The sequence below is a fragment of the Alkalihalobacillus phoenicis genome (assembly GCF_047302405.1).
GTDB lineage: Bacteria > Bacillota > Bacilli > Bacillales > Bacillaceae_D > Alkalihalobacillus.
This window is the reverse complement of the sequence record NZ_CP154853.1, coordinates 4312636-4332474: the sequence shown is the minus strand read 5'-3', so window position 1 is coordinate 4332474 and position 19839 is coordinate 4312636. Positions and strand designations below refer to the sequence as shown.

The 19839-nt window shown below is 38.1% G+C and carries 17 protein-coding genes; 3 read left to right on the top strand and 14 right to left on the bottom strand.

Features of this window, described 5'->3' with window-relative positions:
- Positions 1-32 precede the first annotated feature (32 nt).
- Positions 33-716 (bottom strand): GntR family transcriptional regulator, encoded by a 684-nt coding sequence (locus AA0017_RS20315; protein WP_413377435.1) that lies wholly within the window; start codon positions 714-716, stop codon positions 33-35.
- 111 nt (positions 717-827) lie between these two features.
- Between AA0017_RS20315 and allD the strand changes: the two genes are divergently transcribed.
- From allD to AA0017_RS20300, 3 genes are all read left to right on the top strand, one after another.
- Complete coding sequence (gene allD / locus AA0017_RS20310; RefSeq protein WP_413377433.1) at positions 828-1850, top strand: ureidoglycolate dehydrogenase; 1023 nt, start codon at positions 828-830, stop codon at positions 1848-1850.
- 102 nt (positions 1851-1952) lie between these two features.
- Entirely contained in the window at positions 1953-2933 is a 981-nt protein-coding gene (locus tag AA0017_RS20305; protein WP_413377431.1) for a sugar kinase, read from the top strand.
- Positions 2930-3562 (top strand): bifunctional 4-hydroxy-2-oxoglutarate aldolase/2-dehydro-3-deoxy-phosphogluconate aldolase, encoded by a 633-nt coding sequence (locus AA0017_RS20300; protein WP_413377429.1) that lies wholly within the window; start codon positions 2930-2932, stop codon positions 3560-3562. The genes AA0017_RS20305 and AA0017_RS20300 overlap by 4 nt, the downstream gene beginning before the upstream one ends.
- 170 nt (positions 3563-3732) lie before the next feature.
- Here AA0017_RS20300 and AA0017_RS20295 read toward each other — a convergent pair whose 3' ends face one another.
- The 13 genes from AA0017_RS20295 to AA0017_RS20235 form a co-directional block, all read right to left on the bottom strand.
- A complete protein-coding gene (locus tag AA0017_RS20295; protein ID WP_413377427.1) occupies positions 3733-4731 on the bottom strand; it encodes a methyl-accepting chemotaxis protein in 999 nt (332 codons plus the stop codon).
- Positions 4732-5007: 276 nt separating this feature from the next.
- Positions 5008-6174, bottom strand: coding sequence for a TraB/GumN family protein (locus AA0017_RS20290; protein WP_413377425.1), 1167 nt, complete (start codon positions 6172-6174; stop codon positions 5008-5010).
- Positions 6175-6676: 502 nt separating this feature from the next.
- Complete coding sequence (locus tag AA0017_RS20285) at positions 6677-7618, bottom strand: ROK family protein (RefSeq protein WP_413377424.1); 942 nt, start codon at positions 7616-7618, stop codon at positions 6677-6679.
- A 40-nt stretch (positions 7619-7658) separates the two neighbouring features.
- Positions 7659-9251, bottom strand: coding sequence for a beta-N-acetylhexosaminidase (gene nagZ, locus AA0017_RS20280; RefSeq protein ID WP_413377423.1), 1593 nt, complete (start codon positions 9249-9251; stop codon positions 7659-7661).
- Positions 9248-10846, bottom strand: coding sequence for a DUF4127 family protein (locus tag AA0017_RS20275; protein WP_413377421.1), 1599 nt, complete (start codon positions 10844-10846; stop codon positions 9248-9250). The genes nagZ and AA0017_RS20275 overlap by 4 nt, the downstream gene beginning before the upstream one ends.
- Before the next feature lie 24 nt (positions 10847-10870).
- On the bottom strand, positions 10871-12028 hold the full coding sequence (locus AA0017_RS20270) for an alpha amylase family protein (RefSeq protein WP_413377419.1): 1158 nt from the start codon (positions 12026-12028) through the stop codon (positions 10871-10873).
- Between the two features lie 81 nt (positions 12029-12109).
- Positions 12110-13630, bottom strand: a complete 1521-nt coding sequence (locus tag AA0017_RS20265) for an extracellular solute-binding protein (RefSeq protein WP_413377418.1) — start codon at positions 13628-13630, stop codon at positions 12110-12112.
- 107 nt (positions 13631-13737) lie between these two features.
- On the bottom strand, positions 13738-14613 hold the full coding sequence (locus AA0017_RS20260) for a carbohydrate ABC transporter permease (protein WP_413377416.1): 876 nt from the start codon (positions 14611-14613) through the stop codon (positions 13738-13740).
- Positions 14614-14625: 12 nt separating this feature from the next.
- The gene (locus AA0017_RS20255; protein ID WP_413377414.1) at positions 14626-15588 is read right to left on the bottom strand and encodes an ABC transporter permease; all 963 of its coding nucleotides are present in this window, start codon (positions 15586-15588) and stop codon (positions 14626-14628) included.
- Positions 15589-15626: 38 nt separating this feature from the next.
- Positions 15627-17201, bottom strand: a complete 1575-nt coding sequence (locus tag AA0017_RS20250; protein ID WP_413377412.1) for an FAD-dependent oxidoreductase — start codon at positions 17199-17201, stop codon at positions 15627-15629.
- 12 nt (positions 17202-17213) lie between these two features.
- Positions 17214-18080 (bottom strand): MurR/RpiR family transcriptional regulator, encoded by an 867-nt coding sequence (locus AA0017_RS20245; protein WP_413377410.1) that lies wholly within the window; start codon positions 18078-18080, stop codon positions 17214-17216.
- 32 nt (positions 18081-18112) lie between these two features.
- On the bottom strand, positions 18113-19060 hold the full coding sequence (locus AA0017_RS20240) for an acetylxylan esterase (protein ID WP_413377408.1): 948 nt from the start codon (positions 19058-19060) through the stop codon (positions 18113-18115).
- 42 nt (positions 19061-19102) lie between these two features.
- Entirely contained in the window at positions 19103-19816 is a 714-nt protein-coding gene (locus tag AA0017_RS20235) for an N-acetylmannosamine-6-phosphate 2-epimerase (protein WP_413377406.1), read from the bottom strand.
- Positions 19817-19839: the final 23 nt, after the last annotated feature.

The window sequence follows — 19839 nt, the reverse complement described above, 5'->3', positions numbered from 1 at the left end:
TACGATTTCATAAAGCTTATCAACTAGGAGTTCTAGTTGAAGTATTCTGGATGCTTTTGTTTTATTTCATATTGATCAAAAGAAACGAGTCTCAAATGTTCACGCATTATTTTCTCAGCACTTTCTTGGTCCTTTTCTTTTATAGCTGTAAACAATTGACGATGATGTTCAGTTAAAACATCCCAATTGTAGCGTGAGTTAATACTAAGCTTAAGAATTCGATTCAAATGGATATTCATTTTTTGAATCGCTCCCCAAACGCGAAGCTTGTCTGTTCCTTCCGAAATTAGCCTATGAAAGTCTTGATCAAGCTGAAAATGAGCTTCCTCATCTTTTGCTTTTCTCACCATTTCTTGCTGTGAAAGATTCATTTCCATTTTCTCAATAGCACCATTTGTGATCTTTTCACACGCTAGCCGGATCATAGCCACTTCAAGATGCTCACGCATAAAACGAGCATTTTCGGCATGTTCTATATCAATCAAAGTTACAAACGAGCCTTTCTGCGGCAAAATTTGTAAGAGCTCATCTTCAGACAATTTTAGAAACGCTTCACGGACTGGTGTTCGACTTACCTCTAATTCATCTGCTATTTCCTTTTCAGAAATAGATGAACCTGGTGCTAAATCTAGTGTCATAATTCTTTCTCTAATAATCTCATAGACAAAATCCCTTGTAGAATAGCGGTTTCCTCGTTGCATCATTAATTTATTCACAGGTGCTCACCTCCTTGTAAATTCATACTACCACACTTGTATGGTAGTGTGGTAGTATGAATTTAAATAAAATGTAAATGCTATCATTTTTCGTTGAAGGAGGGTTTATTAATGACGAATCATTTAATTAATGATAAAGATTTAGCTGAACTAGTTATCAAGCTCTTTGTGAGTAATGGCGTAAACAAAGAAGAGGCCGAAATCGTTACAGATGTCCTTATCCATGCGAATTTACGAGGGGTCGACTCTCATGGTGTACTCCGTGTGGAACATTATATTAAGCGGATTCAAGAAGGAGGATTAAATGTCCAGTCCAAACCTAACTTAACTGTAACGAGTCCCTCTACCGCTATCTATGATGGGGATAATGGATTTGGACACGTCATATCTAAGAAAGCAATGGAGCAAGCTATTGAAATGGCTGAGACAACAGGAATTGGTGTTGTGGCTGTCCGCAACAGCAGCCATTGTGGAGCCCTCTCCTATTTTGTCAATCAAGCGACAGAGGCAGGATTAATTGGGGTAGCAATGGCTCAAACCGATAAAATTGTCGTCCCATTTGGAGGAGCAGAATCATTTTTTGGGACAAATCCAATCGCTTTCGGATTCCCCGCTAAAAAAGAACGATCCGTCATTCTTGATCTAGCTACGAGTAATGTCGCTCTTGGAAAAATTCTAAACGCACGGGAATACGGTACAGACATTCCGTTAGGATGGGGTGTAGATACCAATGGCATAGAGACAACCGATCCAAATTCTGTTGCTTATCTATCACCATTTGGTGGTCCAAAAGGTTATGGGCTAGCGTTTGTCGTCGAAGCCTTTTCTGCCCTCCTGACAGGGGCTGCTTTTGGCCCTCATGTCTCCAAAATGTATGATGAGTATCAAAAGTATCGGGAACTTGGGCAATTTTATATGGTGATAAACCCAGCCAAGTTTGTAATAGCTGATGTCTTTTTAGCAAGAATGGATCAAATGATTCAAGAACTACGTGCTGTTAAACCAGCCGATGGTTTTGAGCGGGTCATGGTTCCAGGAGAACCTGAAGCAACTACTGAAGAAAGTAGAAAAAAAGAAAGAATTCCTTTACCAGAAAGCGTTTGGCAGTATTTAAATGCGGGCATAACCTCTTAGACTAAAAGTCTTTTCTCAAAATGGGTACTTAGAAGAATAATAGTTGCTACCGTTTATAATGTTCTTAAAAAAAGTGGTTCTGTTCAAAAAGGAGGATAAAACATGAAAGCTGAAGTCGTAACATTTGGTGAAACGATGGTTTTATTTGAAGCAAAAGAAGCGGGAAAACTAAGTTATGTAAACGAATTCACTAAACGTATTGGTGGAGCCGAATCCAATCTTGCCATTGCTGTTCAAAAATTAGGACATAAAGCCTTGTGGATGAGCAAAGTAAGTAACGATGAACTCGGTACCTTTGTCGTGAAATCGATTCGGTCTGAAGGTGTCAATACAGATTATGTCACGAATACAAGTGAGGCTCCTACAGGATTGTATATAAAAGAAAAAGTTCGACCAGAAGAAACGAATGTGTATTATTATCGAAAAGGATCGGCTGCAAGTCAGTTTTCCGTTAATGACTTAGCAATCGGACAAATTAAATATGCTAAAATCCTTCATCTAACAGGGATTACACCTCTATTGAGTGACAGTTGCGAGGAGGCTGTAAAAAAAGCCATTCAAGTGGCTAAAGAGAACAATATTTTTATCTCCTTCGATCCCAATTTAAGACATACACTCATCAAACAATATGGTGAAGAAAAAGCTAGAACATTGCTGCAAGAGTTAACAGAAAAAGCCGATTTAGTTATGCCAGGCTTAGACGAAGCTATTTGGATGTATCAATTAGAGGATGAAGAAGAAATCGCTCGCCATATTTTGAGCCGTGGTCCGAAACAAGTCGTCATAAAAAACGGAGCTGAGTATTCTTTTTTTGCCGAAAAGAATGGCGATAGTGGTCGTATCCCTAGCTACGGGGTCCATCGAGTCGTCGATCCAATTGGAGCAGGAGATGGTTTTGCCGCTGGTGTCTTAAGCGGTCTTCTTGAAGGGAAACCTTTAAAACAAGCTGTCCAAATGGGCGCCGCCGTAGGAGCATTAGTAGTATGTTCATTAGGGGATGTGGAAGGAATGCCAAGCAGAGAAGAATTAGATGCTTTTATTAATCAAAAAAATAAGCCTACATCAGGAGGGGTTTTCCGATGAGTCGATTAGAAACACTACTATCATCTGGAGTTGTGGCAGTCATGCGTAAGCTGCCAGTGGAACATGTGGAAGAAATTGCCCAAGCATTAGTTGCAGGTGGTATTACAGGATTAGAAATTACCGTTGATTCAGATGATGCATTTAGAACGATTACCAAATTACGAGCGAAATTCGGTGAAGAGGTGGTAGTCGGAGCGGGTACCGTACTTGATGCTGAGACCGCTGTGAAAGCGATTGACTCTGGAGCTGAATTTGTCTTTGCACCAACACTCAGTGAAGCCACCATTCGAGCAACGAAACGATATGGCAAGATTATGATTCCAGGTATTTTTACGCCAACAGAAGCATTACAAGCCATTGAATGGGGTGCTGATGTCGTAAAAGTTTTCCCTGCGGATGTAGTCGGGGCAAACTTTATTAAAGCCGTCACAGGTCCACTTAACCATATCAAAATGATGCCAACTGGTGGAGTTAACTTAGATACGATTAAAACGTTCATAAAAGCCGGAGCCGTAGCGGTAGGGGCAGGTGGTTCCTTATTTCCAAAGAACTTAATTGAAACACAAGATTGGATTGGACTTCAACATCATGCCGCACAATATGTAAATAAGGTGAAGGAAGTTAGATAGAAGGCTATCACACGCCTTCTTCTTTTTATTGTAAAATCATCTAAATTCCAACACCGTTACATGGCATAATTATTTTCCAAAAATCACGTGATGTATCAAAACAAAAGATTAGCATTCCGTTTCAGCCTTTTCATTGATTGTTAATCTCTTCACTTCATTCCATTCGTCTCTTAGCCAATTGTCTCTTCCACAATAACAGACCATCCTTTTCCTTTATAGGCGTTGTAACCCTCTGTCAGGCTATAAGCATAGATACAATTATTTTCAATCGTATACCCACGTGTTTCTTTTCCGGATAAAATATGTTGTACGGCTTGTAAATGAGTCAATTTCTTTTCTAAAATTTCCTCTTTGTTTTTTGAGGCAATAATGTAACCTTCCGAATTAATAACCGCAATTTGGCTCTTTTGGTCAAGTTTCACTCGCTCAATAATATCAAAAATAAAATCCCAATTAAAACGGGTAGAAAAAACCCCAATCGCTTCCCCATCCTCATTCCGAACCGGACAAGAGTAAGCAATCGTATGGCCACCAATGGACGGTGAATAATAGAGATCAGATACATAAACATCGTCACTCTCGATTGTTTTCTCAAACCATTCACGCCCAGTCATATTTTGTCCAACTAACGATTCATCCTTTGCTGTAGCTACAACATTTCCCTTTAAATCAAGAACCAACAACTCGAAATAAACTTCATAAATCGTATAAATATTCTCCATTAAAGCTCGAGCTACTCGTTGTGTCTCCTCACTTCGGTGCGTAAGGCTTCTCATAATCGCATCAAATGTCGCCCATGCTTGAACGTCACAATTGCGTTCAAATAAATTACGATCAATCTTATCAATCGTATCAAAAGCGACATCCACTGTTCGCACAGCTATAATTTCATTAGCTTTTTGCTGGACCCTTTGAATTAACTCTTCACTTTCATTACTCGCATTTAAACTATCTTCGGCGAATTTCTTTATTTCCGTTGCCACAACCGCGAATCCACGCCCTGCAGCCCCTGCACGAGCAGCTTCAATCCCTGAATTCAAAGCTAAAATATTCGATTTAATCGAAATATCCTTAATTTTTTTCATCGTATCCTGCATATTCTTATTATCTTCCTTTAATTCGTTCATGAGCTTGGATACATTTAAGTTATTTACAAGTACCTTCTCCACTCAAACCAACTCCTTTAAATAAAACAAAATCAAACATATAGACCTATGACAAAACAACCATGATTTAACAGTGATTATATCACAACTACTAGTTAGAATGTTCTGAACATATAAATTTTTATAAGGAACCCTAAGTTTGAAGGTTCTTGCTACCGATTGCTTCTGACTTTTCGGTGTTAAGTCTGAATCTAGGCACCACTCACTCTCCCTCTTTTCTCTATGCCACCCCTCACACTCAAAAAAAAGAACAACTCAATGAGCCGTTCTTTTTCCTTCTTATAAATTATCAAAGAAAAGTCTCACAACATCTGCACCGCCGACAAACGTTCCGAGTGCACTCCCAATGTTGGCTAATACAACAATTAATAGGATTCTTGTGACGTTATTCCGCCAAAAACCTTTCGCTGAATGGACGTCCTTTGATAAATTCTCAAAATCTCTAACGCTCGGTCGTTTAAAGTAGGCTTGAACTAGTCCAGCTACTAAACCAGCAGATAAAAATGGATTAAGTGAGCTAAAGGGTGCGACGACAAAGGCTGAGACAATGGCTAATGGATGACCTAATGCCACTGCTGCTCCAATGGCTGCAAAAGAACCATTCCATAAAATCCAGCTCATTGTTTGCTGCATCCCTGCTTCAGGATTAGAAAAGAAGGTAAAAGCAATAATACCAATAATCAATATCGGGATCATCCAGCCAACGACTTTTGGCCATTTCGCTTTTGGTGGTCGTTCATTCAACTTCTTTAAATTATGGTTATTATGTATTTCCTGAGTAATCCCCGGTACGTGAGCGGCTCCAAGTACAGCCACGACCTTATCACCTGGTGCTTTCTTTATATGTTCTGCTAAATATTGATCACGCTCATCAATTAAAGGCTTTTTTAAGCGTGGAAAGGATTCTGTTAAGTCTTTTAGCATAGCATTCAGCATATCTTGTGACTTCATCTTTTCCATCTCTTCTTCTGTGAGCGTCTCTTTACTAAAAATCGACCCAGTAATTTGATACATTAAATCAGCCTTGCCTTTAAAACCAATTTGATGCCAGATTCGAGCAAAGGTCGTTTGAATATTACGGTCAGCTAAAACGAGCTCTGCCCCTGTTTCTTTTGCCGACTCAATCCCTTGAATCATTTCTTGACCAGGCTTAACACCAAACTGAGCGGCCATTCTATTTTGGAAAGAGGAAATCGCTAAATTCATTAACAGTAACGTCGCTTTTTTCTCTTTAATCACTTTGAAAATATCCATGTCTTTCCATTTGTTACCGTCCATAATTGATTGATAACGCTGCTCATCTAATTCAATACAAACGGAATCCGGTCGTTCCGTTTCAATTACTTCCTTTACTTGTTCAGCACTTTGTTTTGATACATGGGCGGTCCCAATTAAAATAATTTCTTTCCCGTCCACATGTAGCCGCGTAATATTCTCTTCGGACATCAGTTCTCCTGCCTTTTCGAGTATTTTTTTCTATTATACATCTTTTCAACCCCGTTGTATCTTCCAGAACAGAAGATCAATGCCTACACGAAAGAAAAACATCTTTTTACATACAAAATAAGACTCAATTAGAAAAATTATTGTGAAAATCCTTCTACACATCGATTCATTCTTATAATTGAATCTTAAAAAGCGAATTCATTCGTTTAAGAAAGGGAGCAATAATAAAAAAGGATGACATGACGAAGCAAAAATTTGAGGAATAGAAGAGAAAACTCTAATAGCTCCCATACCAGAAATAAACAAATCTGCAGAGTATATCAATAAATTGGGTTATGGAGAAAAAATCGACATTATCTTTATAATAAATTTTTCACTAAAAATAAAAGTAGAATCCCACTTGTAAAGGTAATTTCAGAAGGGATCCCTAGCTATATTACAATAAACTAAACAAAAGTCGATAATTCTATTTATTGTGACCAAAATAGGCCTACGCAAAGGGTTAGATCATGACTTGTAATGCTGCTCCTATTAACCCTGAATCGTTTCCTAGTTCAGCTTTCTTAATTTTAACTTTTTCAATTAGTCGTCTTAGCCCTTTTGTTTGTAACTCTTGTTCAAGTCGTTGTATAATCCACTCGCCGTCACTCATCACTCCGCCCCCCATTATGACTACTTCAGGGTTAAAAGTATGAATTAAATTAATGATGCCGTATGCAAGGGCGGTAATCATTGATTCAATGACCTGCACCGCGTATCGATCACCTTGATGGTAAAACTCTATTACCGCTTCACTATTTAGGATAGTTTTAGCCTCGTACTTTTCCAAAAGCTGCTCCTCTTTTAATAATTGCTTCATTTGTTTCTCAATCCAAGTCCCCGATGCGTATGTTTCTAGGCAGCCTCTCAACCCACAATTACAAAGAGCACCGTTCATATTAATCGAGAAATGACCTAGTTCAGCTGCACCTCCCCAGTGACCATGTAGAAGCTTACCAGCCGTCATGACTCCCCCACCAACTCCTGTCCCTAAAGCTAAGCAGACAATTTCCTCATAGTTGCGCCCGGCTCCAACGACTTTTTCAGCTATCGTCAACACATTAACATCATTATCAACGTGAACTGGCAAACTCGTATAAGAATGGATAATATCACGTAAAGGGATGTCATTCCATTCTTTAATATTGGATGTACCAGATATAATTTTTCCTTCCTTTACATCGACTTGACCTGCACTACCAATGCCAATCCCACTTACCCTTAACTTTCGTAAATCCGACCATTCAAGCAGTTTCAAAATAACCTCTTTTAAGTCAATTAAAATTTGCTCCTTGCTTTCTTGTGATGTATTTATTTTGAGCTTATGTTTAACTTCCCCATCTCCTCCGACAATACCAGCGGCAATTTTTGTTCCACCTATATCGATTCCAATTGCAAATTCCATAGATTAGCTCCCCTCTGCTTGCTCACCATTTTCACCAAACTTAATAATGAATAAGAGACACAGGAGCAATTCCTTTAAAAGGCTTTTCCCCCTCAATTAGACTCTTAAGAGCATAGATGACTTCTTCTGTATTGCTATAAGTTGCAATATAACTTTCAACACGAGTCTCTTTAGGAAAATGATGAACGATTTGTGGGTTCCACAAAGAAACAACGATAATGTTATCTGTCTTTTCAGAAATTTTTTGATACGCCATTGCCCATTCCTCACCTAAAGTTCTACGTTCATTAATGAGGAAGAGCACAGTCTGATTTAATTCAAGTGATTCACTTATCTTACTCATTTCCATTAGAGATGGTTTTTCCTTTTCTAAATAAACAACTTCATAGTTCCCATCGTTAAACACGTATTCGACAATTGCTCTTCTGTCACCCATATAGTTCTCATCATTATACGTTTGTTGACTAATGACCTTGACTTTTTGATGCCCCAAGATTGGGATTAGACCTCTCTCGTTTCGTTGCAATGTAACTCCCGCTTCAGCTATCTCGAGCATTTGTTTTCGATAATGCTCTTTCTGTTTTTTAAAAGCTAAAGAGCTATGAGCTCCCATTTGTTCTTTTCTCATCCACTTATCTTTATAAAATAAAATCCTCTCAACAGCAACATTAACTACCGCTTCATCTAACTCACCACTAAAAACAGCCTGAATAACACGTTCCATCATCGCACTTTGTGAGGTTAAATCTTGACCGCAAGCCAATATAATATCTGCTCCTGCTTGAATTGCCTTTACCGTCCCTTCTTCTCTTCCATAAAACTTCGCAATCGCATCCATTTCCATTGAATCTGTTATAATTAAACCTTTAAATTGATACGTTTCTCTTAATAAATCCGTTAAAATTGTTTTACTTAATGTTGCTGGATATTTTTTATCAATGGCCGGGAAAACGATATGAGCAGTCATAATTGCGTCCAAGCCTTCTTCTATATTTTCTTTAAAGGGTAGAAGTTCATGCTGCTCAAGCTCTTCAAGACTTTTATTAACAACAGGAAGGCCAAGATGAGAATCAGTTGCTGTATCACCGTGACCAGGAAAATGTTTGGCAACGGCAATAACTCCAGCATCATGATATCCACTAACAGCGTGTTTACCGAATATACTGACCTCTTGAGGGGAATCACTAAAGGCTCTTGCTCCTATAACAGGATTTGCTGGATTATTATTCACATCAATGTTCGGTGCATAATTCATTGTAAAACCTAGTTCAATTAATTGCTCCCCCATTACTTTGGCAGCATCATATGCATATTGTGCTTCTCCCGTAGCAGCAATAATCATATTGCCTGGAGATAACACCATGCCCTCCCATAGATAAGAGATTCCCCCTCCCTCTTGATCAATCGATATCCATAAAGGTGGTCTGTTATGCTCACTTGCAAGAGCTTGAATTTGCTTGTTTAGCTTTACAACTTTATTATTGTCTCGTAAATTTCTTTGAAACAAAATAACCCCGCCTACATTCCACTCAATAATTGCTTGCTTGAGCTCCTCAGTCATTTCCTCTCCCGCAAAGGCGATTATAAACATTTGACCAACTTTTTCCTTTAAAGACCAAACTTCCACTTTCATCCCCTCGATTCCTTCGATTTGGGTTGTGCAAATAAACCTGTTTTTGAATAGTTTAATGAAAAACCGATTTCAAACATTCTTCTCCAAGGAAGATAGACATTCTTCAATTGAATATATCCCTCTGATAAATCACTTAAATATTCCTCAATAAATTCGTTAAGTTCTTTCTCTACTAACGACGTAATATCAACAACTTGCTCCTCTAAAAATCTAGGAGTCAGTCCAAGCGTTGGCAACACTTCATAAGAAACATACTTTCTCACAACAGATTGATAACCCCAATCCTCTACTAACCTTGAATAAAAAAAGGTCCGATCATTGCGTTCATATTCAACTGGTTTATTAATCGGATTTGTACGGTAATAAGAGGATATTATCGCATGGGCAACCACCGTTCCCATCGTATTACCGTTTGTATTCCATCCCGCATAAGCTATTAAGCTCTCTAACATGCCTTGCTTTTTAACTTGCTTTAACAAAGAATGATCAGCCCCATTGCAAATCGCGACATCCGCTAAGGCAACTCTTACTCCTTTTGCTACAAAATGCTTCATAACTTGAATAAACTCACGATTATTGACCTCTGAAAAATAAGAACGATGCCTCTTATCATAAGAGAAGCTCGATTCAGCCATTGTTTTTGGTGTATCGGCTGGGGAATGAACCATTAAGAGAAAATCATTTTCTTTTTCATTATGAATAATGACACCACCCGCTGCTGTAATATGTGATTTAATACTTTCTCCTAAACTACGATCCTCGTATCTTGGTATAACAAATGGACCATTTATTGACGAATATCGTAAAGCGATTTCTGGCGTATATAAATTAGCTTCACAAAATACACGGGCAAATAATGTACAGGCAATTTCATCTGCTCCAGGATAAACAGCCACTCTATCTGCAATATTTCTTTTTTCAATCTCATAAGTTAGTTGACGTTGTTCCATTGCTGAAAAACCGTACTCGGCATTATCATCCAATGGAATGATTAAATAATCAATCTCCTCTAACTCCACCATCTCGAGAACCTTTTTTGTTAACTGTGCATTTTGATTTCTTCTTTTAAAATAATCATTCAAAATATGATCCGGAATATCCTTTTTCAGTTCATCTAATTCAGTATTTTCACCGTCCGTTGCTAAAAGTTGCTCCCTCTTATCACTCAACCAGCCTAATCGATGAATTTCAGCACCATATTGCTCATAATAATCAGGCTCCTCTTCACTGCTACTATAAGCTGGCACCCGCATAATAAGGTCATAGGCGAAAATTTGCAACGATGGATTAAGCTTTTTCAATTCTTTTAAACTATGTAACCTTGCCAAGCACTCTTCCACTGAATGATTATGCAACCTAGATGGCACAATCCCCCCATAAAGAAGCATATCAATAGAAACAATTGCATATTTAGCCTCTGTAGCTATCGATTTTAACCAATTAACGATTGATTTAGTTTGAGCAGGCTTTTTCATATCCCCTAGCATTCCTCTGCTTGGTAAAAGCATTTCCAAATCAGTCATCGCCGCTAGTGTTTGTGGATAATCGTAATTACAAGGTCTTTCATCTAATGGAACATAAATTACTTTTGTCATCTTCAATACCTCCTAATAGACTCATTACCACCAGTTGTATTTTTCTAAATAGATTGAGTCAAAGATCATAAATCGGTCACTTTTGCCCTGACAAAGCTCAATCGCTTCTTTAAACCGACTGTAATTTCCCTCATAATCAAAAACGAATAAACTAGGCAAAAGAGTGACTTTATTAGCAGTTGCTTGCTTGCTCATTTCGATTGCTCCTTCTACACTCTTCCATTCCTCTAACCCTTTATTTTCAGCTTCTGCTTTGATCAAATCAGCGTAATAACAGCCCACCATTAAGAAATCAAGCTCATCTGCTATTCCTGTTTGATAATAATCCTTATTAACCCATTCTAAGTCTGCACGATATTCTTTACTCCCCCAATTGACCCCTTCATGAAAATAATCTGGATACCAAGATCCAACATATAAACCAAAGAACATAAGAGGATTAAATCCTTTCACTAAATTTTTTGCTTTTAAAATAAAACCTTTTGTTACACTCGCCCGCCACGTAAGCCATTCTTGGAATAGTGGTCCAGGCTCAAATCCGCTTGCTAGTGGTGTTAAAATATCTGCTGGCCAATTCTTTACTTTGATTTGGCTTGCCTTCTCAAAAATCTCACAGCTAGTTAAACTGAAATCAGCGTAGACATTAGGGTAGCGACATCGATCTAAGATAAATCCTTCCCCTTGATAATTAGTTAAAATCTCTTGCATAATAGAAAGCTCATATTGCTGAACGTCTAATAAGGCAGGATTCACAAAAATACCTTGCTCTGTATAATTTTCCGCTTTTGTGTATACAGGCTTTCCCTTTTCAAAGTGATAGTATTGAATTTGCCAATTTGTATTAAGATGACATTTTCGATTTTTAAAAACAATACTTCCTTCTGAAAAAATATCGCATTTTATAAGGACTTTCAAATTAAATTGTGAGGCACTCTCACTCATGAGCCTAACGTAATCCTTGTCTTTCCAGTTACTAAATCTCTCCCATTCACTTATATGTGGAGCAATTGAACTTGGGTAAGTGACAAAACCATAAGGAGTTTTTGCATCAATAACAACGTGAGTAAATCGTGCTTTCTTAGCATTTTCCATGTATTTTGTTCGATAGAATTTGTCTAAGAGATTTTCACTATTCGCCATAAAATCAATCCAAAGCACGTTTGTAAGGATCTCGTTTTCCATCCTTCTCCCTCTTTTCTTTTTAAAAGAGATTAGTATGAAGAAATGGTACCTAAATTAGGTACCATTTCTTCTGTTTTTCGTTTACCTGTTGCTGTACCATTCATTCACTTCATCAGTCCACTCTTGCCCACCATCACGATACCATCTGTCAACAAAATCATCGAAGGCGTCAATTGAACTATTTCCAGCAATTATATTTGCAAATACTTCATCTTCCATTGCATTTAATTGTCCTCCATATAAACCACTTGAACGTGTTGGTGGACCATTATATTCAGAGAACATAGCGTTTTCTTCAATCTTCGTCACATTATCAAATAGATTAAATTCTAATCCTAAGGAATCTAAACGGATTTTGGTTGTTTCTGGGTCTAAAGGTTCAACCGTTGTATACATTTGACGGTACAAATGCTCATTATGCTTTTCAAAATCAGTTGTTGCCACATCATCTTTTATTTCCCAAACATCGCCTTCAAATCCTAAGAAAATTTCTCTAAATCCGTCTGAAACGATAAAGTCTAACATTCTAACTACAGCTTCTGCTTCATCACTCGTAACGGGCACAGCATTATAACCACGAACTAATGCACTTCCTGCTGTTCCTGAATCACCATTTGGTCCTACTGGATATGGTAGTGGCACCCACTCAGCGGCATCATTATTTTGTGAATTTGTTAAAATCGGTCCTCGTGTATCCCACCATGCAGCTGAGAATAAACCAGTTCGATCATTGGCGACCTTTTCACCAAGAACGGTTAAGTTATTGGAAGGAAACTCTTTGTCTAAAATTCCTTCCTCATACATATCAGCTAAAAAAGATAATGCTTCTTTCATTTCAGGAGTTGTACTCGAATAAACCAGTTCTCCGTCACTCTCTACCCACTGGTTTCGTTGAACTCCAAAGGCACCTAAGATAGGAGCAATTCTTCCTAAAGCGTCTGTCATAATATAGCCCGTGTTGTTATAACTCTCTTTAAACGCTCTTAACACCTCAACATATTCATCTAATGTTTCTGGTTGTTCCAAACCTAATTCGTCTAACCAATCTTGTCTCACATAAATGATTTCCGTTCCAGCTTCTTGGAGAATATGCGGAATTGCATACACCTTACCATCTATCGTTACAGCTTCCCAGGCTTCAGCTGGAATTAGCTCTAAGAGGTTTTGGCCATACTGTTCCACAACTTCCGTTAGGTCTGTTAAAGCATTTTGATTCACATAGTTTACAAACCATGTCGCATCAGGGCTATAAATCATGTCCGGCAAATCATTCCCTGCCATTAATACATTAAGTCTTTCCATATACCCTTCCGCAGGTGGGATTTGTACGTTCACCTCAAGGTTTGTATTCTCTTCAATAAAATCTAAGTAAGGGTTGTTGCCTTCATCCATCCCACTAGGAAAGCTTCTTCCATAATTATTGACGACAATCTCAATTGTTCTTAACTCCTGAACTAGTTCTTCACCTTCACCATCTGTACCAGGTTCAGAGTCATCAGTACTACCAGTATCTCGATTCGTATCTTGTGAACATGCCGCAACAAACATTAGACCAATCAAACAAAAAATTAAAAAGTACCTTTTGCTCAACATTCCTTTCATTTTTTCATTCCCCCTTAATATTTGTCCAATCAATAAATCCGGGCACAAGCGGTTTAGTTCTATGATGTATCTACCCCATCCAATCACCCCCTGTAATTTTGAATGAGTCAACCTTTTACAGAACCTAACATGACACCTTTAACAAAGTATTTTTGTAGAAATGGATACACAATAAGTATTGGGACGGTACTCGCAATTAATGCTGCTGCTTTTAGTGATTCGGTCGCTAGCAATTGCTGTTCAAAATTATCACGTAAACTTATATCAGACTGATCGAACTGAATTAGCTCTCGTAAATAAACTTGTAAAGGGTATAAGTTTCGATCGCTTATATAGATCACGGCATCAAAGAACGAATTCCAATGAAATACCGCATGGAATAAACCAATTGTTGCAATAACAGGCATCGATAAAGGAATGACAATTCTAAATAAAATTCTTATATTCGATGCTCCATCTATCTTGGCTGATTCTTCTAACTCAGCCGGTACACTTTGAAAGAAATTTTTAACAATAATTAGATTAAAGGCACTAATTAATGAAGGAATAATATAAACCCAAAATGAATTTAATAACCCTGTTTCTCTAACAACCAAATAAGTAGGAATCATTCCTCCATTAAATAACATCGTAAAAACGATTAAAAACAGGATTAGCCCTCTGCCTTTTATATACGTTTTCGAAAGTGGATAGGCCATTAAGCATGTAAAAAATACATTGAAGAAAGTCCCTACTACTGTTCTTGCTACACTGACAATAAAAGAGTTAATAAAATGAGCGTCCATAAAAACTTCTTTATACGCATGAAAAGTAATTTCTATCGGGAAGAAAATAACTTCACCTGATACAATTGCTCGATGGCTACTTAAGGATTGGGCAATAACATGCATAAAAGGAAATAGACAAAGCAGGGCAAAGGCTCCTAAAAAGATTACATTAAAAATCGAAAACGCTTTCTCACCTTTCGTTTGATATACAGCCATGGGTAACCCTCCTTACCACAATCCATTTTGTCCTAATTTTTTGGCCATTTTATTAGCAGACACGACTAATATTAAAGCAATGACTGATTTAAATAGTCCAACCGCCGTTGTATAACTAAATTGACCTTGTGTAACCCCAACTCGATACACATAGGTCTCAAATACATCACCGACGTTGTATACGAGTGGATTTAAGAGAATAAATACTTGTTCAAAACCAACTTCTAAAATATTGCCCATTTGTAAAATAAATAGAATAACAATAGTCGGTAAAAGACAAGGTAACGTAATATGCCAAGTTTGTTGCCATTTATTAGCCCCATCCACTCGTGCCGCTTCATAAAGCTGTGGATTAATACCTGCTAAAGCAGCTAAATAAAGAATCGTTCCCCATCCAACACTTTTCCATAAGTCACTTGTAACGAGTACAGTTCTGAACCAGCTATCATCCGCAATAAAATAAATCGGGTCGAAACCAAAAAACTGAATAAAATGATTCACAATACCAGTAGAAGGCTCCAAAATGTTAATCATTATCCCGCCGACAATAACCCAAGATAAGAAATGAGGCATGTAAATGACGGTTTGTATTGTTCGTTTATACAACATATTTCTTAATTCATTTAGCATTAAGGCAACAATAATAGGTGCCGGAAAGCCCCAAAAGAGTTTGTATAAACTAATTAACAATGTGTTAGAGAAAATTCGATAAAATTCCTCCGTCTGAAACATCCGCTCAAAGTGCTTCCAGCCAACCCATTCACTCCCACTAATTCCGGCAAAGACACTATAATCTTGAAAGGCAATAACAACACCCCACATCGGAACATATCTGAAAATTAGAAAAAATAAAATCCCTGGGATCATGATCAAATATAAATCCCAATGCTTTAATAAAGCATTTTTAGTCTTTGGTTTTATCTTCGGCTCTAGCTTCGGTGTCTTTTCTAAGTTTATCGATGAGCTTTTTGCCATTTATGAAACCTCCTCTCATAGCAATTTTTCCTTTTGCTTTAAACGGCATGAATACTTGGCCAAGTCAGCTCAATTCCTTCTTGTATTAGATGTTTTTGAAATTGTTCTAACCACTTTTTATCATTTCTGACTTGTCGTGGTGTCACCTTATTTCGAATACTAAAAGCCACTAAATAACCACTTACTTCCCCAATATTCCATTCGACCGGATGCAAGCGATAACATCCATTTGTGATGTGCGTTACACCAATATTTTTAGAACCAGGGAGTAAGTTATTAACTCTTACAGGAATTAAACTACCTAACGGGATTTGAAATGGGAGGCTCGAAATATCAATAAAGGACGATAATCCCGTACTTGGATGAAGGTCGATGCGGTAGCTTCCAATCCCAACTGAATCTTGGAAAATTTCCGCCCCTGCCTCTCCTCTCACTTCAGTACTAATATGCTGCTCCAACACAGTAAACTCCGTCTTCATTCTTCTCGATTCTCGAATATAAGGGAACATCGCCAACCCATCATCTGTCCCAACTACGTCATTCCTCAACCTTAATCCAGGATATCCTGCTTTCCCATCAGGTCTTGGTGCTTCCGTCTGTAACCAGTAAAGCAATGACAATGATAGTTGCTTCGCTTGTTTTAAGTGCTTTTGACGCTCGTCTTCCTCTACATCAATAATAGGACCTAACCAATAATCATTTTGCGGCCAATTAATTAAAGAAATATCTCCTTCGTATAAATCAGATGTAAATTGTGACTTATCTATGATACGCCGATACTCCCATAACGGAAATTTATCATTTTCTTTAAAAAGACCATATGTAATTGGCTCTAACGTAATAGGGTTAACCGCCGTCCAGTCTAGAAGCTTATTAGGCCAGAAGGACGCTTGATAATTCGACCAAAATTGATAGCTTTCTGGTTTTTTTATCGTAAAATCTTCTCCCTCAATGTAATCTACTGCAAAGCATTGGGTAAAAGCTTGCATATCCATCGGGTCTGACTCTCCTGTTAATGCATGTGGTTCACCTGTTTCCTTCTGAGACTCAGCACCTGTGACATATTCGCCCCCCGCTAACGGCAGGACATCGCCACAATCGGTTGCATCAATAAAATAAGGAGCTACTAAAGTGTGAGTTTGCTGCCTAAACAAATGCTCGACTTCAATTGCTTGAACATCATCCCCATTTGTTTCAACTTTTGTTAGTTTCGTTTCCGTTAAAATCATTAGCCTTCCGCTATGTATATACGGGGCTAGCATTTCATGAAGAACAGCTAATGCCGCTCTTGGTTCACACGATATTCGACTCACAATCGCATTTCCTGGATTAAATCTAGGAGTATTCCTTGTTTGCTCGGTTAGCGAAAAATGTTGTTGATAATAACCACGGAGTCGATTGCGAAAGACTCGGTAACTACTCGTACAACCAAAGCTTTCGATCCAACGGTGTTCGTCTGGTGGAACAGCTTGGTTTGTTAGCTGACCACCAATCCATTTTGTTTCTTCCGTCATAACAACTCGACAGCCCGCCTTTGCTGCTGATAAGGCAGCGGCACAGCCGCCCGTACTCCCCCCGATAATAATGACATCCGCAATAATTTCTGTATTCATTAATAAAACCTCCTAGTATAGCTTGTCGGATACTGATTTCGCTGTATTCTTTAAAGCCTCCTGAGAACGTTCTTTATTTTGTAGTTCAATATATCTCGTCAAAATGTCAAGAACATGCATTTGCGAGATTATGGAAGAAAGTGCTCCCCCATGCAAGGGGCTTTCCTTTGTTGATGTTAGCAAAACAACATCTCCATATTTTGTAATTGGTGAGCGCATATGATTTGTAATACAAACAATAAAAGCTCCCTTTACTTTTGCAATTTTTATTGCATCAACTAAATCTTTTGTACTCCCTGAAGTTGAAATACAAATTACAACATCTCCTGGTCCTGCTAATGAACTGTTCATGGCAATTAAGTGTGCGTCGGCTGCCGTTAAACTATGATAGCCAAGTCTCATAAAGCGATACTGAGCTTGCTGAGCCATAATTCCTGATGCTCCAACACCAAATACATAGAGCTTTTGTGATTGAATAATTTGCTCAGCTACTCGCTCAACCGCTTCTGGGTCGATTAACTTCATCGTATTTTGCAGCATATTTGTATTTGCCGAGGTAACTTTTTTTGCTAAAGTAGAAACATTGTCTGTATCCTTCACTTCTTCTATTTCTTCTTCCTTCGACGATTGTTCTGTGGCACTTTGGGCAACAGCAAGCTTAAAATCTTGATAACCCCTATATCCTAATCTCCGACAGAAACGAATAACTGTCGTTTCACCAACTTCAGCTTGTTCAGCAAGGTCTGAAACAGACCAGTAAACCACTTCTTTTAGTCTACTTTTCACGACTTCTGCTACTTTTTGTTCGGACTTCGTTAATGAATTAGCAATACTCGTAATCATCATTTCTGGACTTATTGAATAACTAATTTTTTCCATCCGTTCATCTCACCTCTTCATTCTAAAATGACTTATAGATACTGTTTGACATATAAAAGAGTTTTGTCCATATGCTCAATAATGGCCATATCATGCCCTGAGAAAGGATAAACCTCAATCGACTTTTCCGCATTGATCCTGTTATACACTCCATAAATAGGCATCGGTGGGCAAATTAAATCCTTCAATCCTACTGAAATCCTTGTTCTACATGTAATCTGCTCACATAGATTCAAATTATCAAAGTAAGTTAGATTCTTATAAACAGTTTCCACATATTCGGGATGGCGATGAAGAAATTGCTCAACAATCGTCAACGACCCTTCAAACTTTTGCTTCATTGCCAACTCGATATCGCACATATTAGGTACATCAGCTACGGCTAACTTTGGGCGATCGTCTAAAGCAGCTACGGCTAATGTAATGCCACCTCCCATACTTGCCCCCATAACCCCAATACGTTCTTGGTCAACCTCAGTCCTTGTACAGACAAAATCTATTGCTCGAATGGCATCAACATAAACTTTTCGATAATAATAATCTTTTTTATCTAGAATGCCTTTCACAACCCAACTGCCTAGTTCATCAGAGGTATAACCTGAAAAATCACCGCTTCTTCCTTGCCCTCGACAATCAACCGCTAAAACAGCATAACCTTGTATAAGCCATTTCATATAATGTGAAATCGAATTTTTATGCCCACCATACCCATGAAAAATGACTAAACAAGGCAATGATCCTTCATGTTCTTCTGGCACGATATAAAAAGCTTGGAGAGGTGTTTCATCAAACCCTTGATAGCTAACTTCGTAGGCCTTTATTTGTTTAATTGGATAATCTACCTCCTGCAATGTTTCATTTAATGGTTTCAAGTGTGCATCTCTTATTGTATCTGTCCAAAATAAATCATGATTCGCCTGTTTAGTTAAAATCGGCTCATACATCTCTAACTGTTCAATCGTTTCCTTCAAATACTTCATGTCTTATCACCGACTTCCCTTATGATGATGAATTCTTGTCATTTACGTTCTAGCATTTAATGTTTCATTGGCTTCTTGAATAGCTTGATAAAACCTTTTTGTTATAATTTGTGGCCTCGTTATCGCCGCTCCCACAACAACAGAGTAAGCACCAGCATGTAAAGCATTTGCTGCTTCATCAGGCGTTTTTATATTGCCCTCCGCCACGATCGGCACATCTGTCGCTTTGGACAACTTCTCTATTAATGGAAGATCCGGGATGACCCGCTCCTTTGTATAAGACGTATAGCTTGATAGTGTCGTCGAAACTAGATCAACTCCGGCTTCAATGGCCGCCATGCCTTCCTCATATGTAGAAACATCGCCCATTATTAAACAAGTGCTAGATTGATGTATGTATTGGACGAGTTCCTCGAAGCTTTCTTTATTAGGTCTTTCCTGAAAGGTAGCTTCAATCGCAATGACATCTACCTCTACTTCAATTAAAGCATCGATTTCTTTCAGTGTTGGTGTTATAAAGACTTTGCTATTTTCATAGTTTTGTTTTATTAAACCAATAACCGGTAATCCAATTTCCTTTTTGATCGCTTTTATATCGTTTACACCATTTGCTCGAATCGCTGCTGCTCCGCCTTCTTTGGCAGCTAATGCCATTTTCGCCATAAAATTCTCACCATGCAACGGTTCACCTAGTAGAGCTTGGCAAGAAACAATCAATTGACCTTTAATACATTTCATAAAATCCTCTCTATTCATCACGTAAACACCCCAACTTTTAT